Source organism: Bradyrhizobium sp. S3.7.6 (genome assembly GCF_054061875.1).
On sequence record NZ_JBSSEQ010000001.1, the window covers coordinates 334646 to 350707 of the forward strand.

The window sequence follows — 16062 nt, forward strand, 5'->3', positions numbered from 1 at the left end:
ATGATCTTGTCGGACAACCGCTACACACTTGTCCGGACCATGCCTAGATAGGTGGCATGGATGCGACCACGCTGCTGACCACGCAATCGATGACGGTCTCGGAGTTTCGCTGCGATGCGGGACCGGACGACAAGCCGTTCGCGGAGTGCCGCACCGGGCATTCCATTGCCTATGTCCGCTCCGGCAGCTTCGGCTGCCAGTGCCGCGCCGGCTTCTTCGAGCTGGTGGCGGGCTCGATGCTGGTCGGCGCTCCACGCGAGGAATACACCTGCACGCATGAGCACGTCAGCGGCGACGTCTGCCTGGGCTTCTTCTTCAGCGAGGACCTGGTCGATGCCCTCGGGGGACGGCGCGAGATCTGGCAGGTCGGCGCGACACCGCCGCTGCCCGAGCTGATGGTGCTGGGCGAGCTCGCCCAGACGGCGGCAGATGGCAACAGCGACCTCGGTCTCGACGAGGTCGGTCAAATTCTGGCCGGCCGCTTCATCGATGTCGTCTCGGGCAAGGCGCGCAAGCCGGCCACGCCCACCGCACGCGACCGCCGCCGCGCAGTCGAAGCCGCGCTGTGGATCGACGCCAACTCGCATGCCGAGGTCGACCTCGAACAGGCGGCGCGGCAGGCGGGCCTCAGCCCGTTCCATTTCCTGCGGCTGTTCTCGGCCGTGCTCGGCGTCACCCCGCATCAATATCTGGTGCGCTCGCGGCTACGCCATGCGGCGCGGCTGCTGACAGATGATGACATCGCGGTCACCGACATCGCCTATGACGTCGGCTTCGGTGATCTCTCCAATTTCGTCCGCACCTTCCATCGCGCCGCCGGCGTGTCGCCGACGAAGTTCCGGCAGGCGTCGAAGGGCGAGCGCAAGATTCTCCAAGAGCGCGCGACCCTCAACTGAATAGGGTCGTCTCCGGCGCGCGCCAGTTGCGGCGCGCTTTGCAATGGAGACGATCATGTACGACCACATCGGACTGCGTGTTGCCGACCTCGACGCCGCCACGCGCTTCTACACCGCGGTGCTGGCGCCGCTCGGCTACGCCCTGTGCTCGAGCGGCGACGGCTATGCGGGCTTCGGGCCGAAGGGCGAGCCGGCGCTCTGGCTGCACCTGAACAAGGGACGCAAGGCCGACGGCGCGCATATCGCGTTTCGCGCCAAGGACCATGATGCGGTCAAGGCATTCCACAGCGAAGGCTTGAAGAGCGACGGCCGTGACAATGGCGGCGCCGGCCCGCGCAAGGACTATAGCCCGACCTACTACGCGGCGTTCCTGATTGATCCCGATGGCAACAACATCGAGGCGGTTTGCGTGTGAGCCCGCCGCGCACGAGCACTCGCAGGGTGGGCAAAGCGACTTGTCCGCCGTAGCTCGAAGAGCGAAGGCGGAAGCGTGCCCACCATCGCGTGCGACTGTGCCGATGAATGGTGGGCACGACGCGCGAAGAGCGCGCCTTTGCCCACCCACGAACCTCTCAATCAAGGACACCTTCATGGCCTCCATCCACAACGACATCCCCCTCCCCGTTCCCGCCCGCGACGTCTGGGACGCCGTACGCGATTTCGGCGCGCTGCCTCAGCGGCTGGCGCCGGGCTTCGTCACCGCCTGCACGCTCGACGGTGATGCACGCATCGTCACCTTCGCCAATGGATCAGTGGCGCGCGAGGTGCTGGTCGATTGCGACGATGCGCGGCAGCGGCTGGTCTACGCCATCAACAACGAGCGGCTCAGGCATTACAGCGCCTCGGTGCAGGTGATCGCCGAGGGCGAGGCGAGCTGCCGCCTTGTCTGGATCATCGACATGCTGCCGAACGAGCTTGCGGCTTATGTCCAGGGGCAGACCAGGGACGCCGTCGCCGCAATACACCGGGCGTTCCCGGCCGTGGCTGCGTGATCTTTCGCACAGAGCCCTGCCCTCGCCGGCCCTAACCATGGCCGCGTGCGTCCGGTTGGCTCCGCTCTCCCGGCGGAGCCACGCACGCGAGGAGCAGGCCATGAGAGGTGCGGATAAGGTGATCTGCCAGGCGGCCGCCGTGCTGCTGCTGTTTTCGATCTCGAGCGCGCCGGCAAAGGCGCAGTTCCTCGGCGGCGGAGGCGCCGGCGGCGAGGACATGATGACCCAGATGGCGCCGATGCTGGAGATGATGAAGGCGAAGATGGGCAAGCGCCGCTTCGCCATGCTGATGCAGACCATGGGTCCGATGATGAGCCGCATGATGGAGAACGGCGGCGGCGGGCTCGGCGGCATGATGGGGGGCGGCGGCAGCCTGAGTGGCGGCAATTTCGGCGGTGGCTTCGGCGCGCCGAACTACGGCGGCTACACGCCGATGGGCGCAGGCGGCTACATGCCGACCGGAATGGGCGGCATGGGTGGCGGCGACATCATGGGTATGCTGGGTGGTTCCGGCGGCGGCGACATGATGGCGATGATTCCGCAGCTGATGCGGCTCGCCAATGTCGGCGGCGGTGGCGGCCATCGCCGCCACAGGCACCGCTAATCGGCAGCCGACAGAGCCGGCCTGATCGCAGGCTTGCTCTCGCGCGGCCCCCAGCGTGTCAGCACCACGCTGGAGCTCGAGAGCAGGCCGAGCACGACCATCGAGCTCGCGGCCAGCCAGAAGAAGCTCTGCGCGGTGGCGTCGTGCGTCGACAGCCACCAGCCGATCGCCGCGATGTAGATCAGGCGCGCGGTCTGCGCCAGCACCGGCCCGATCACCTTGGCCGCGCCCTGCGACGAGAAATACATTGTCGAGGCGAGCCCGATGAAGGCGTAGAACGGCGCCACCGTCGACAGATATTGATGGCTGGTCGCACGCACCGTTGCGCTGTCGGTGAAGATGTTGACCCAGAGATCCGGGAACAGCGCGACGAGGCACGCCGGCGCGCCGACGGCGACGAACGCGCTCGCACCGGCGATCCAGGCGATGCGCCGGGCGCGCGCGATGCGCACCGCGCCGATCGCCATGCCGATCATCGGCACCGAAGCGATGCCGAACGAGAACGCGATCGAGGTCAGCAAAAATTCCAGCCGCGCGCCGATGCCGTAGCCGGCGAGGATCGCAGTGCCGAACTTTGCCAGCATGTGGGTGAAGATCGAGATCGTCAGCACCGATTGCAGCGGCGAGAAGCAGGCGATGGCGCCGACCTTCAGGATATCGAAGAACATCGCCCATTGAACGCGAAGCCCGCGCAGTTTCGGCACGATTCGGGCGCGGCCGGATAACAGGTACCAGCCCATCACGCAGATATTCACGGAATAGGCGATCAGCGAGCCGGCCGCGACGCCGCGCATGCCGAACTGCGGCACGGGCCCGAGCCCGAGGCCCAGCGTGCCGCCAAGCACAACCTGCATGACCGCGGAATTCAGCATCAACAGCGAGGGCAGCTTCATGTTGCCGGTGCCGCGCAACACGCCCGCCATGGTGTTGAGCAGCCACGGCAGCACGGCCCCGCCAAAAAACACCTGTGTGTAGGCGACCGCATGCGTCAGCACATCCCCCCGTCCGCCGAGCATTTCCAGAACGCGCGGCCCGAAGATCAGCATGCCCAGCATGAAGACGAGGCCGAAGGTGATGCCGATCAGCAGCGCATGTGCGGCGAGCGTGCCGGCGCGCTCGCGGTCGCCTGCGCCGAGCGCCCGCGCGATGGCCGACGCCACGGCGCCGCCCATGGCCCCGCCGGACATGGTCATGGTCAGGATCACTGTCGGAAACACCAGCGCCATTGCCGCCAGCGCCTCGACGCCGAGCCGGCCGATATAGGAGGTCTCCGCGATCACCACACAGGTGCCGGCCGACAGCGCGACCACGTTCGGCCAGGCGAGGCCGAGCAGCGTGCGCAGAATCGGCCCGTCCATCAGCGCGCTTCGTACCGGCCGCGGAGGCGGCGGCAACGGACGCTCTTGTTCATCGACCGGGATTTCGGCGATGTCGGACATGTCCTCTCCCGGGCGCAGGCCATTCGCGGCGCGGCAATGCGTAGGTGTGCCAATAAATTTCGTCGCGCGGAAGGCGCGGCGACAGGCTTAGCACGGCAATTGCCGATTCCTCCTGCGCCGGATGCAGGCGTGCCCTGCGGCAGCGCATTTCAAGTGGTGGAATTACTCAATGGTCCACACCAGCGGCGGCCGACCGCCCGCTGTCGGGCGCAGGTGCACGCCGATGTGCCGCCCGCATCCGGCAGCGAGCCCCTCGAACAACCCTTCCAGCACCTTGGTGCAGGCGCGATGATAGTCGGCGACGTCATCCATCAGCTTCCAGCTCTGCTGACGAAATTCAAACGTGCCTTCTGACGCGGTCGTCTCGGCAGAGTCATCCTGCGCGGCAATCAGCGCATTCAGGAACGCTGCGAACTCGCTGGCGCCACCGCGGCTCATGGACAGTGCCGCCGCGACCTCGTCAAAATACTGCATCCCGATCAGCTTGCCGGTGAGGTGCAGGAGATAGCCGGCGTCTTCCGGGCCGAACAATTGCACCATCACGGGCGCGGCGGTGCGCACATATTCCATCGCGTAGTTGCGATAGGCTTTTTCCAGCCGCGGTTTTGGCCAGCTCGAAACAGGTAGCGCAGGCGCACTCTTCGCATCGAACAGCGGCGCTTCCAGATGACGCGCGAAGACCAGGCGCTGATCCAGCTCGAGCGGGTGGTCGTACTGATAATAATAGCCTTCGAGCCCATCCTGACCGTCGACGCTCTGCTTGGTGCAGACGAAGCCGAGCCTGGTATCGCCGAGCGCGACGCCATTGTTGGCGTGCCAGCCGCGCAGCATCGCGCGGCTGACCTCACCCGGCACGCCGCAGATCGCGGTGCCCTTCCAGATCCAGCGCGGCGGCGGATAGCGGATCCAGGCTTTGCGATCGCTCTCATACATGTACTCGACATGCACGCCGCCGATCCAGTTGGAGAGATAGTGATATTGCGCGGCGGCCACCGCAGGCGGCAGATGACTGAGACCGAGCTTTTCGAGCCCCGGCAGGAAGCGCTCCTGCTGCTGGCGGCGAAACACGCGGAAGACGAATTCGGCAGCATCCGCCGTGCCGCGCCGTGTGACGACGGTGAGGATGAGTCCGGTGAAATAGGCGTGATAGAGGTCGGCGACCGCACGCCAGCGCTTCCATTGCGCTTCCTCTGCTGCGTCTGTTGCGGCGGTCATGTTCGCTCCCGATCGTTGTTTTGATCGAGTGTGTCACTGCGCCCTGTACGAGGCAACCTGACGCTCAAGCAGAGCGCCCTGCACGCCAGCCCGTCAATTCCGCATCACGAATTTTGCGCAAGCCTGGCCGCGCGCTCGCGCTCGACGCGTTCGGTGACGTCGCGCGCCATCGCGACCGATCCGACCACGGCACCACCGGCATCGCGCACCAGCGCGAAGGTCATCTCGATGTAGAGCTTGCGTCCGCTCTTGTGCAACGCGCGGGTCAGCGTCGGCCTGCCCGCGAGCTTCATCGCCCCGGTGGCAAGCGCAGCTTCGAAGCCCTTCCAGTGCGCGGCACGCAGATGTTCGGGAATGATCAGATCGAGGTTCTGGCCGAGCGCCTCGTCCGCCGAGAAGCCGAACAGTGTGGTCGATGCGCGATTCCAGCGCGTGATGGTGCCGGAGCGATCCGAATAGATCAGCGCGTCCGCGACGTCGTCGACGATCCTTGCGTCGAGTTCGGATTGAACACTCATCTCGCCACCTCGCATGCAGCCGGATTTCAGCTTGCATCCCGGCAGTAGTCAATCGAGAGGCTGCGGCGTACTGGATGCCCCGGTCAAGCCGGGGCATGACAGTAGGGTGTGTAGCTACACCCGAAAATGCTTCGATAGTTTGAGCCCCTGCGCCTGGTAGTTCGAGCCGATGCGCTGGCCGTACATCGCGTCGGGGCGCGACAGCATTTTCTCGTAGACGAGACGGCCGACGATCTGGCCGTGCTCGAGGATGAACGGCACCTCGCGCGAGCGCACTTCGAGCACGGCGCGCGATCCCTGCCCGCCAGCGCCGGCATAGCCGAAGCCGGGATCGAAGAAGCCGGCATAGTGCACGCGGAACTCTCCGACCAGGGGATCGAACGGCACCATCTCCGCGGCGTAATCGGGCGGCACCTGCACGGCTTCCTTGGAGGCGAGGATGTAGAACTCGCCGGGATCGAGGATCAGGCTGCCGTCGGGACGCGCCGAGATCGGTTCCCAGAAATCCTCCACCGCATAGCCGGAGCGGCGGTCGACGTCGACGACACCGGTGTGGCGCTTGGCGCGATAGCCGACGAAGCCGTTGGCCTTCTCGCCGGAGAGATCGACGGAGACGGCGACGCCGCCGGTGAGATCGGCATCATCGAGATCGACGAGACGCTCAGTCGCATGCAGCGCCTCGAGCTCGTCGATGTTGAGGATCGCATCTCCGGTGCGGAAGCGCACCTGACTCAAGCGCGAGCCCTCACTGACCAGCACCGGAAACGTCTTCGGGCTGATCTCGGCGTAGAGCGGGCCGTGATAGCCGGCGCCGATCATGTCGAAGCGGCGGGTGCCGTCGGCGATGACGCGGGTGAAGACATCGAGCCGGCCGGTCGAGCTTTTCGGGTTGGCGGCGGCGACGATCTCCGGCGGCAGCGCCAGGCTTTCCAGGAGCGGCACGATGTAGACGCAGTTGGTCTCCAGCACCGCGCCATCGGCGAGGCTGAACTCGTGCAGCTTCAACTCGTCGATGCGCTCGGCGACGGTCGCGCCGGGACCCGGCAGGAAGCTGGCGCGAACGCGATACGCGATGTCGCCGAGGCGAAGGTCGAGGCTCGCCGGCTGGATCTGGCTTTCGACGAAGTCATAAGCGGGCAGGATGAGGCCCGCCTTCGCCATCGCCGCGATCATGCGGTCGGGCAGGATACCATTGGCGTCGGCGGCAACCGTGAAGCTCAACCGGGGGTCCTCGTCAGGGGTCAAATGCATCCGGACATGCGGGAAATAGCAGCCTTTTACGGCTATCCGATGGACGCCTTGACGGAAAGGCCATTGCGGAATATGAGCATCACTTATCCCGTGGTGATTTGAGCCGGCCGGCTTGCAGCCACGTTAAATAAGTCGCTAAACAGGCCGGGGACCTCTGTGATCCCGGCCCGTGGAAGTTATCCAGGCCGGTTTTTTTGTGACCATTTTCGATGGTCACGCAGAGGAGGTCCTATGTCGAAGTCCCCGGCGTCCACCACGCAATACCGTCCCGAAACCCGACTGGTCCATTCCGGCACCCTGCGCTCGCAATATGGCGAGACGTCGGAGGCGCTGTTCCTGACCCAGGGCTACGTCTACAACAGCGCCGAGGAGTGCGAGGCGCGGTTCAAGGGCGAGGACCCCGGCTTCATCTATTCGCGCTATTCCAACCCGACCATCTCGATGTTCGAGCGCCGCATGATCGAGCTCGAAGGCGCCGAAGCCGCCCGCTCGGCGGCGACCGGCATGGCCGCGGTGACGACCGCGATCCTGGCGCCGCTGAAGGCCGGCGATCATGTGGTGGCCTCCCGTGCCCTGTTCGGCTCGTGTCTCTACGTCATTCAGGATCTCTTGCCACGCTACGGCATCGAGACCACGCTGGTCGACGGAGCCGATCTCGACCAGTGGCAGCGCGCCTTGAGGCCGAACACCAAGACGTTTTTCCTGGAGAGCCCGACCAACCCGACGCTCGACGTGCTCGACATTCCAGGGATCGCCGAGATCGCGCACAGCGGCGGCGCGCGGCTCGTCGTCGACAACGTGTTCGCGACGCCGATCTGGCAGAGCCCGCTCGCGCTAGGGGCAGACGTCGTCGTCTATTCCGCGACCAAGCACATCGACGGCCAGGGCCGTTGTCTCGGCGGCATCATCCTGTCGTCGGAAGCGTTCATCGCCGAGCACATCCACAATTTCATGCGCCAGACCGGCCCGTCGATCTCGCCGTTCAACGCATGGGTCCTGCTCAAGGGCCTGGAAACGCTGGGCGTACGCGTGCGCGCGCAGACCGAGACGGCGGGACGCATCGCCGACGTGCTGGCGAGCCATCCGAAGATTTCGCGGCTGGTCTATCCCGGCCGCGCCGATCATCCGCAGGCAGCTCTCGTGAAGAAGCAGATGCGCGGCGGCTCGACGCTGGTCGGCTTCGAGGTCAAGGGCGGCAAGCAGGGTGCGTTCCGCGTGCTCAACGAGCTCAAGCTTGCAAAAATCTCGAACAATCTCGGCGATGCCAAGAGCCTCGTCACGCATCCGGCGACCACGACGCATCAGCGCCTCAAGCCGGAAGACCGCGCCGCGCTCGGCATCAGCGAGGGCTTCATCCGCTTCTCGGCGGGGCTCGAGCATGTGGACGATCTGATCGAGGATCTGACCGCGGCGCTGGAGAAGGCGTGAGGCGATTGGGCTCTTGTAGGGTGGGCAAAGCGACTTGTCCGCCGTAGCTCGAAGAGCGAAGGCGGAAGCGTGCCCACCATTCACGATCATATCGCCGATAGATGGTGGGCACGGCGCGCGAAGAGCGCGCCTTTGCCCACCCTACGGCACCGAGCCTACATCGGCCGATACGTTCGCACGTCCGCGGGCACGTTGACGCCGAGCTTGATCTGGCCGACGGAGCGGATGATGTCGTCGCCGAGGATCTGCGCGAAGCAGGCATAGCCCCAATCGTTCATATGCAGGCCGTCGGCGATCACGAAACTCTCGACCGGGATCGATTGATTCTCGTGCCAGTCGCGCATCACCTCGAAGCGGGGGAAGATGCCGACGTGACGGAGCTCGGCGACCTTCCCGAGCAGGTGCACCATCTTGCCGGCGCTCTCCTTGCGCTGGTTGACGGCTGGCGAATATTGCGGATCGACCAGCACGATGTCGGCGCCGCCAGCGGCCTGGATGCGGGAGATGCCGTCCTCGACCATCTTGGCGGTGTCACCGGGATCGAGATTGCGCAGCACCGCATTGGTGCCGACCTGCCAGATCACGAGATCCGGATGCACGTCGATCACCTCCTTCTGGAGGCGCTTCATCATCTCGGGCGCGTCCTCGCCGCCGACGCCGGCGTTGATCACGGTGATGTCGGCGGTCGGATATTGCCGGCGGAGCTGCGCGGCGAGACGGTTCGGATAGTTGAAATCGGGCGAGCTCGCGCCATAGCCCGCCGTCGACGACGAGCCGAACGCGACGATCACGACGGGTTTGCCGGCGACGAGCTTGCCCGCGACATGCGGCAGCGAGCCCATCGCCTTCGAGCCACCCTTCGGCGTGAGGCAGGGCACGCGGCTGAAAATGTCCCCGGCGGATTTCGCGACCTGCTTCACCTTGTCGATGGCGCGGGCGGTCACGCCGCGCTGCTCGTGGGACGTCGCGGCGACGGTGGTCTGGGAGGGCGAAGCGGAAGCCGGACTAGCGGCCTGCTGCGGCGCGGGCGTTGCCTGCGTGGCCTGCGCCTGCACTGGTGCCAGCGACATCGGCGTCAGGAGCAGCAGAGCCGCCGCGGGCGCAGCCAGCCATGCCGTCAACCAAAAAGGGCGGAGAGAACTCATTAACGCTAGACCTCAATTTTGCTGCTGGGCCGGCCCCAGATGGGCTGCGTCGATCACAAACTGTGCCAACGCCCGGCCAAGGCAGTCATGGACCTGTTTCGCCAGCTCTGGCCCACGGGACGGGCTGAACAGGTCGAACTGACCCTGATCATTCCACTGCCGCATGATCGCGAAACGGTCGAACAGCGGGATGTCATGCTCCTGCGCCACCACCCGCATATTGTCGAGATAGGGCGGCACCGAGATCATGGTTTCGGTACGCGGGCTGTACTGCAAGTTCATCAACACAACGTCAGCCCCTGCTTTTTGCAGCGCGGAAACCCCTTCGGTCACCGCCCCGCGAAAATCATCGGGATCAATCGCTCGGATAGCATCCACAGTCCCGGTCTGCCAGATGACCAAAGTAGGCCTTTTTGCTTCCATCAGCTTAACGAAGGTCGCGGCCGCCTCCTCGGCCGTCTTCTTGCTCTGTATTTCTACGGAGACGTGCACGGTCTCCGACGGCAGCAGCCTGTCCTGCAGGATGGCCTGCATGCGCGCCGGGTAGGAGCTGTCCTCCGAGGCCGGAATCGTGGTCGAACGGCTGCCAATGACCAGGATTTCGAGCGGTTTGCCGGCCTTGATGGCATCGGCGACCCTCGGAAGCTGGCTTTCAGTGGTGAGCAGATAGGATGGCAATTCGCAGGCCGGGGGCGCGGCCGGAGCAGCCGGCACGGCATCGCCCGCGCGCGCCAGGGGCGCGGCGAGGTTACCGCACAGCAGGACCAGGCTCAGGAGAACCTTCGCCTTCATCAGCCCCCTCCCGCCAGATCGGCGTTGCCGACGGCGTTTTTGGTTTTCGCACCGCTCTTGTCAGCCACGCGCTTGTACCACGAAATCACCCAGGCAACGCCCCACATGATCAGGATTCCGGAGAGACTAATCAGCGCATGCATGGCTGCGCCGCCGGAGACTTCGGCCAGGATGAAATGGCCGGCGAAGGCGAGGAAGACGCCGAGGCAGAAGATCTCCAGGGAATGCTGGCCGCAGAGGATCAGCGGCCGCAGCCAGGGCGATTTCAGGCCCGGCCATTCCCGGGGCAGGAAGCGAACGGTGAGTGCGGCGAACGCCAGGAAATGCGTGAAGCGCAGCACGTCGAGATCGGCCTTGTCGATCGGATACATCCACTGCTCGAGCCGCCTCGGCATGAAGTGGGAGAGCTGCGGCACATACCAGGTCAGCGTCACGTAGAACGCCGCGACCAGATAGGCGATCGATATCCACATCGTGACGCGGGACGCCAGGATGCGCGACATGCGTCGCGCACCTCCGAGCGCACACCATGCGCCGAATACGAAAAGCAATTGCCAGGCGAAGGGATTGAACGCCCAGAAGCCGTTCGGATAGGCCGACAGATACAGGTCGTATTCCCAGGTCACCGCGTAGAGCAGAACCGAGAGGCCGAGCGTCACGTCGGGCCGCCATTTCATCAGCCACAAGATCAAGGGCAGCGCCAGCATCAGCACGATATAGAGCGGCAGCACGTCCATGTTGACCGGACGAAAGCGCAGCAGCAGCGCCTGCACGATCGTGACGTCGGGCTGCTTGAGGAAATCCATGATGCCCATCTCTTCGGTGTAGAGCGGGTTCTCGAACCTGGTCGCAACGTAGGAGATTTCGGCGAGGAAGATCGTGAACAGAAAGACGTGGGCGACATAGATCTGCCAGACGCGCCGCAGGATGCGCGCGGTAGCGACGACGAAGCCGCTTTCGAGCATGGCACGACCGTAGACGAACGCCGCGGTGTAGCCGGAGATGAAGATGAAGATCTCGGTGGCGTCGCTGAAGCCGTAATTGCGGATCGTGAACCAGGTCAAAAGGCTCGGCGGCAGATGGTCGACGAAGATCAGCCACAGTGCGAGCCCGCGGAACAGGTCGAGCCGGAGCTCGCGCTCGCCGATGGCGGGCAGCGTGATGGCCGGCGCGGCGGAGCGCAGCTTCGCCTCCGCAGGTCTGGCCTCCGCAGGCTTGCCGGTTCCCGCGATCGTCGATCCCGTCACTTGGTCGGCAATGGTCATCGGGGGTTCGAAACCCTTCCGCAAATCGCGACGTGTCATGGAGTGTACAGGTCCGGCCGTCGTCTCGCAAAGCGGCCGGATCACATTGGGTCTACTTCCTCGGCAATTCTGGCGGCACGATGTCACCAAAACCGCCTGCGGGCGTTGGTTCCCGGCCGGGTTTTCGTTATGATGGCAGCCATGTATCGCGCCGTGACCCGCCAGATCGAAGTGACCGTCGAGCCGAACTTTGTTCCGGAGCAGTCGTCGGCTGACCGCTCCCGCTATTTCTGGTCCTACACCATCGTCATCACCAATTCCGGCGACGAAACCGTGCAGCTGAAGACGCGGCACTGGATCATCACCGACGCCACCGGCCGCCAGCAGGAGGTCAGGGGCGAGGGCGTCGTCGGCGAGCAGCCGACCCTGGCTCCCGGCGAGCGCTTCGAATACACCTCCGGCGTGCCGCTCGCGACCGCCTCGGGCTTCATGACCGGCCGCTACCAGATGGTCAGCGAAAGCGGCGAACGCTTCGAGATCGATGTGCCGACGTTCTCGCTGGACAGCCCGGACAACAAGCGGGTGTTGAACTAGGGGCAGGCGATTTCGTGCGAACACCCACAACTGTCATGCCCCGGCCTTGACCGGGGCATCCAGTACGCCGCGGCTTTTCGAATCCATCACAACAGTTTCGGAGTACTGGATCGCCCGATCAAGTCGGGCGATGACACCGAGTGTGTGGCTTGCAACGACGGAGGATGCGACGCCTACGCGTCTTCCACGCCCGCCTCGTGCGGCGTGAACTGGTACACCGACGAGCAGAATTCGCAGGTCACGACGACCTTGTCGTCCTTGACCATCGCGGCGCGGTCGTCGGGCGAGAAGCTCTTCAGCATCGCACCAACCGCGTCGCGCGAGCAGGAGCATTGCGCCTTCAGAACCAGCGGATTGAACACGCGCACGCCGCGCTCGTGGAACAGGCGGAACAGCAGCCGCTCGCCGGAGAGTTCGGGGTCGATCAGCTCGACGTCCTCGACGGTCTCGACCAGCGAACGCGCCTCGACCCAGGCGTCGTCTTCGGCGACAGCATGCACCTCCGCGCCTTCGGGCGCATCGCCGGGATGCAAATCGGCCTGACGCGCGCGCTCGGGCGCCTTCGGCAGGAACTGCATCAGCATGCCGCCGGCGCGCCAGCGATGCTTGCCGCCGTCGTTCGAGCGCCACTCCTCGCCGACGGCTAGACGCACGCGCGTCGGGATCTGCTCGGAGCGCAGGAAGTATTCGTGGGCGGCATCTTCCAGGCTGCCACCGTCGAGCGCGACCAGACCCTGGTAGCGGCTCATGTCGGGACCCTGGTCGATGGTCATGGCGAGATGACCGTTACCGAGGAGCGTGCCGGAATCTTTTGTCTCGCCGAGGCGCTCGGCATCGTAGCGCGCATAGGCGCGCAGGCGATCCGGCGCCATGTAGTCGACGACCAGGAACGACACCGGACCGTCGGTCTGGGCCTGGAGGATGAAGCGGCCCTCGAACTTCAGCGCCGAGCCGAGCAGCGTCGTCAGCACGATGGCCTCGCCGAGCAGCTTGCCCACGGCAGCGGGATAATCGTGCTTGGTCAGGATCTCGTCGAGCGCGGGACCAAGCCGCACCAGGCGACCGCGCACGTCGAGTGCGTCGACCTCGTAAGGCAGCACGGCGTCATCGATGGGAACCGCTGATGGCGCGCGAACCGGGCCTTCAGGCCCGGTTTTCATGTCAGGGGATTGGGAAACCATGGCGCTTTATCTGGGGTCGATGGAGGAAAATGGAAGAGGGCGCGGAACGCTCCCCGGCATGCAGAAAAGATCGCACGAAAGCACGACAAACTCAGGGTCGTCCCGGGGGTGCGCAAAGCGCGAGCCCGGGACCCATAACCACAGGATTGCAATGTAACCGGCGACGACCACTCCGCGTCCTCGCCAAACAACTTCCTGTGGTTAAGGGTCCCGGATCGGCGCGCCGCTGTGCGGCGCTGGTCCGGGACGACAGCGGTGGATGCGGCCGCCAGCGCGGCCACCCGCTCCACCGTCGCGTTACTTCACCGCGTCAAAGCACCAGGCCAGAATGCCCTTCTGCGCATGCAGGCGGTTTTCGGCCTCGTCGAACACGACCGATTGCGGGCCGTCGATCACTTCGTCCGTGACTTCCTCGCCGCGATGGGCGGGCAGGCAATGCATGAACAGCGCATCGGGCTTGGCCAGCGACATCAGCTTCGAATTGACCTGATAGGGCTTGAGCACGTTGTGACGGTGCTCGCCTTCCTTGTCGCCCATCGACACCCAAGTGTCGGTGACGACGCAGTCGGCCCCCTTCACGGCAGCCTCGGGATCGGTGCCGAGCACGATCGGCGCGCCGGTGGCCTTGATGAAGTCCCGCATCACCTTTTTCGGCGCAAGCTCCGGCGGCGTCGCGACATTGAGCTTGAACTTGAAACGCTCGGCGGCATGCGCCCAGGACGCCAGCACGTTGTTGTCGTCGCCGGTCCAGGCCACCGTCCTGCCCTCGATCGGGCCGCGATGCTCTTCGTAGGTCATGAGGTCGGCCATCACCTGGCAAGGGTGCGAGCGCCGTGTCAGGCCGTTGATGACGGGCACCGTCGCATATTCCGCCAGCTCCAGCAGGGCCTCGTGATTGAGGATGCGGATCATGATGGCGTCGACATAGCGCGACAGCACGCGCGCCGTGTCGGCGATGGTCTCGCCGCGGCCGAGCTGCATCTCGGCGCCGGTCAGCATGATCGGCTCGCCACCGAGCTGGCGCATGGCGACGTCGAACGAGACGCGGGTGCGGGTGGACGGACGCTCGAAGATCATCGCCAGCGTCTTGCCTTCCAGCGGCTTCACCGGCTGGTGCGCTTTCTGCTTCGCCTTCATGGCGGAGGAGGCCGCGAGCATGCTCTTGAGCTCCGACAACGGGAGCTCGTTGATATCCAGAAAGTGCTTCGGGGACTTGCTCATCAGCTCGCCGCCCGCTTGGTCTGACTGGACGAGATCGCGGCGCAGGCGCGCTCGAGCCGCCCGACGCTGTCCTCGATTTCGGCTTCGGTGACGATCAAGGGCGGCAGGAAGCGCACGACATTGTCGCCGGCGCCGACCGTGAGCAATTTTTCGTTGCGCAACGCCGCGCCAAGATCGCCGGATGGCACCACGGCCTTGATGCCGATCAGAAGGCCTTCGCCGCGCACTTCGCTGACGATGTCGGGATAACGATCGATCACGGAGGCGAGCTTCTGCTTGAGCAGCAGCGACATCTTCTGCACGTGGTCGAAGAAGCCGGGCTTGAGCATGACGTCGAGCACGGCATTGGCAGCCGAGATCGCGAGGGGATTGCCGCCGAAGGTCGAGCCGTGCGAGCCGGGCCCCATGCCGGCAGCCGCGTCCGCGGTCGCCAGCACCGCGCCGATCGGGAAGCCACCACCGAGCGCCTTGGCCAGCGACATCACGTCAGGCGTGACGCCGGTGCGGCGATGCGCGAACAGATCGCCGGTGCGGCCCATGCCAGTCTGCACCTCGTCGAACGCGAGCAGCAGGCCCTTCTCATCGCAGAGCTGGCGCAACGCCTTCAGGAAGGCGGGCGTTGCCGAACGCACGCCGCCCTCGCCCTGGATCGGCTCGATCAGGATGCCGGCGGTCTGCGGACCGATCGCCTTCTTGACGGCTTCGATATCGCCATGCGGGACCTGGTCGAAGCCGTCCATCGGCGGGCCAAACCCTTCGAGATATTTTGCCGAACCGGTCGCGGCGAGCGTTGCCAGCGTGCGGCCGTGGAAGGCGCCTTCGAAGGTGATGATGCGGTAACGTTCCGGATGACCCTTGGAGAAGTGATGATGGCGGACCAGCTTGATCACACCTTCCAGCGCTTCGGCGCCGGAATTGCAGAAGAACACGAAGTCCGCGAAGCTTTCGTTGCACAGACGCGCGGCGAGCTTCTCGCCGTCCGGGCTCTGGAACAGGTTCGACATGTGCCAGAGTTTGGTGGCCTGCTCTTGCAACGCCTTGACCAACGCAGGATGAGCATGGCCGAGCGCATTCACCGCCACACCCGAGGTGAAATCGAGATAGCGATCGCCATTGGTCGCAATCAGCCAGCAGCCTTCACCGCGCTCGAAACCGAGGTCGGACCTGGCGAAAACGGGGAGCAAATGCGGCGCTGCGCTGTTAGTCATGACGATCACTTGAATGTTGCGGACGGTGTGAGCGTGCATTGCGCAACGCACCATTGACCGGCCCGGAAAACGAAACGTGCCGCCTTTTAAGGGCGGCACGCCTGACTATCTTATGCCTGGTGAAACCGGTGTCAATGCCGCCCGGAAAGCCTCGCGAAACGCAGAATCCGTAGTCTTGCGGTGGCGATTTTGCGTATTTCCGCCACGGAACATGTGGAAGCGAGTCGGCGGACTCTTGCGCGTGAGTCACGCCATATTGTAGCGTTTGGCTTGTCAGATACGACATCTCGTGCAGCAGTTCTGATCCTCGAAGTCCTCATGTACCGGCGTAAGC

General features: G+C 64.9%; 16 protein-coding genes and 1 riboswitch. Of the genes, 6 read left to right on the forward strand and 10 right to left on the reverse strand.

From position 1 onward, the window contains the following. The first annotated feature begins 56 nt into the window (after positions 1-56). From ACVJ5M_RS01670 to ACVJ5M_RS01685, 4 genes are all read left to right on the forward strand, one after another. Positions 57-896 carry a helix-turn-helix transcriptional regulator gene (locus ACVJ5M_RS01670; protein WP_231143698.1) on the forward strand — a complete coding sequence of 280 codons (840 nt, stop codon included), beginning with the start codon at positions 57-59 and terminating at the stop codon, positions 894-896. Positions 897-951: 55 nt separating this feature from the next. Next, on the forward strand, positions 952-1311 hold the full coding sequence (locus ACVJ5M_RS01675) for a VOC family protein (RefSeq protein WP_063985927.1): 360 nt from the start codon (positions 952-954) through the stop codon (positions 1309-1311). Positions 1312-1486: 175 nt separating this feature from the next. Continuing rightward, a complete protein-coding gene (locus ACVJ5M_RS01680; RefSeq protein ID WP_028148013.1) occupies positions 1487-1888 on the forward strand; it encodes an SRPBCC family protein in 402 nt (133 codons plus the stop codon). A 100-nt stretch (positions 1889-1988) separates the two neighbouring features. Next, positions 1989-2492: a hypothetical protein gene (locus tag ACVJ5M_RS01685; RefSeq protein ID WP_063979869.1), complete on the forward strand. Its 504-nt coding sequence runs from the start codon at positions 1989-1991 to the stop codon at positions 2490-2492. Here the strand turns inward: ACVJ5M_RS01685 and ACVJ5M_RS01690 are convergent. From ACVJ5M_RS01690 to ACVJ5M_RS01705, 4 genes are all read right to left on the reverse strand, one after another. Beyond that, on the reverse strand, positions 2489-3931 hold the full coding sequence (locus ACVJ5M_RS01690) for an MATE family efflux transporter (protein ID WP_231143699.1): 1443 nt from the start codon (positions 3929-3931) through the stop codon (positions 2489-2491). The two genes, ACVJ5M_RS01685 and ACVJ5M_RS01690, sit on opposite strands and share 4 nt — an antisense overlap. A gap of 162 nt (positions 3932-4093) precedes the next feature. Continuing rightward, complete coding sequence (locus ACVJ5M_RS01695; RefSeq protein WP_063979871.1) at positions 4094-5146, reverse strand: hypothetical protein; 1053 nt, start codon at positions 5144-5146, stop codon at positions 4094-4096. Between the two features lie 104 nt (positions 5147-5250). Continuing rightward, positions 5251-5664, reverse strand: coding sequence for a PAS domain-containing protein (locus tag ACVJ5M_RS01700; protein WP_063985928.1), 414 nt, complete (start codon positions 5662-5664; stop codon positions 5251-5253). A gap of 114 nt (positions 5665-5778) precedes the next feature. After that, positions 5779-6915: a 2'-deoxycytidine 5'-triphosphate deaminase gene (locus tag ACVJ5M_RS01705; protein ID WP_371496797.1), complete on the reverse strand. Its 1137-nt coding sequence runs from the start codon at positions 6913-6915 to the stop codon at positions 5779-5781. An 80-nt stretch (positions 6916-6995) separates the two neighbouring features. Continuing rightward, positions 6996-7075: riboswitch (SAM riboswitch) on the forward strand. Between the two features lie 71 nt (positions 7076-7146). On the opposite strand from ACVJ5M_RS01705, the gene ACVJ5M_RS01710 reads away from it, so the two are divergent. Then, entirely contained in the window at positions 7147-8343 is a 1197-nt protein-coding gene (locus ACVJ5M_RS01710; protein WP_063979873.1) for an O-succinylhomoserine sulfhydrylase, read from the forward strand. A 155-nt stretch (positions 8344-8498) separates the two neighbouring features. Here the strand turns inward: ACVJ5M_RS01710 and ACVJ5M_RS01715 are convergent, their stop codons facing one another. The 3 genes from ACVJ5M_RS01715 to ACVJ5M_RS01725 are packed head-to-tail and all read right to left on the reverse strand — an operon-like array spanning position 8499 to position 11545. Next, positions 8499-9488, reverse strand: coding sequence for an SGNH/GDSL hydrolase family protein (locus ACVJ5M_RS01715; protein ID WP_063979874.1), 990 nt, complete (start codon positions 9486-9488; stop codon positions 8499-8501). A 12-nt stretch (positions 9489-9500) separates the two neighbouring features. Next, complete coding sequence (locus ACVJ5M_RS01720) at positions 9501-10280, reverse strand: SGNH/GDSL hydrolase family protein (protein WP_063979875.1); 780 nt, start codon at positions 10278-10280, stop codon at positions 9501-9503. Beyond that, positions 10280-11545, reverse strand: a complete 1266-nt coding sequence (locus ACVJ5M_RS01725; protein WP_063979876.1) for an OpgC domain-containing protein — start codon at positions 11543-11545, stop codon at positions 10280-10282. Before ACVJ5M_RS01725 ends, ACVJ5M_RS01720 begins: the two co-directional genes overlap by 1 nt. A 180-nt stretch (positions 11546-11725) precedes the next feature. Between ACVJ5M_RS01725 and apaG the strand changes: the two genes are divergently transcribed. Continuing rightward, positions 11726-12118 (forward strand): Co2+/Mg2+ efflux protein ApaG, encoded by a 393-nt coding sequence (apaG, locus tag ACVJ5M_RS01730; protein ID WP_014491305.1) that lies wholly within the window; start codon positions 11726-11728, stop codon positions 12116-12118. A gap of 173 nt (positions 12119-12291) precedes the next feature. Here apaG and ACVJ5M_RS01735 read toward each other — a convergent pair whose 3' ends face one another. From ACVJ5M_RS01735 to ACVJ5M_RS01745, 3 genes are all read right to left on the reverse strand, one after another. Next, complete coding sequence (locus tag ACVJ5M_RS01735; protein WP_063979877.1) at positions 12292-13299, reverse strand: Hsp33 family molecular chaperone; 1008 nt, start codon at positions 13297-13299, stop codon at positions 12292-12294. Positions 13300-13596: 297 nt separating this feature from the next. Next, positions 13597-14520, reverse strand: a complete 924-nt coding sequence (gene argF, locus ACVJ5M_RS01740) for an ornithine carbamoyltransferase (RefSeq protein ID WP_014491303.1) — start codon at positions 14518-14520, stop codon at positions 13597-13599. Then, on the reverse strand, positions 14520-15728 hold the full coding sequence (locus tag ACVJ5M_RS01745; RefSeq protein ID WP_063985929.1) for an aspartate aminotransferase family protein: 1209 nt from the start codon (positions 15726-15728) through the stop codon (positions 14520-14522). Before ACVJ5M_RS01745 ends, argF begins: the two co-directional genes overlap by 1 nt. Positions 15729-16062 lie beyond the last annotated feature (334 nt).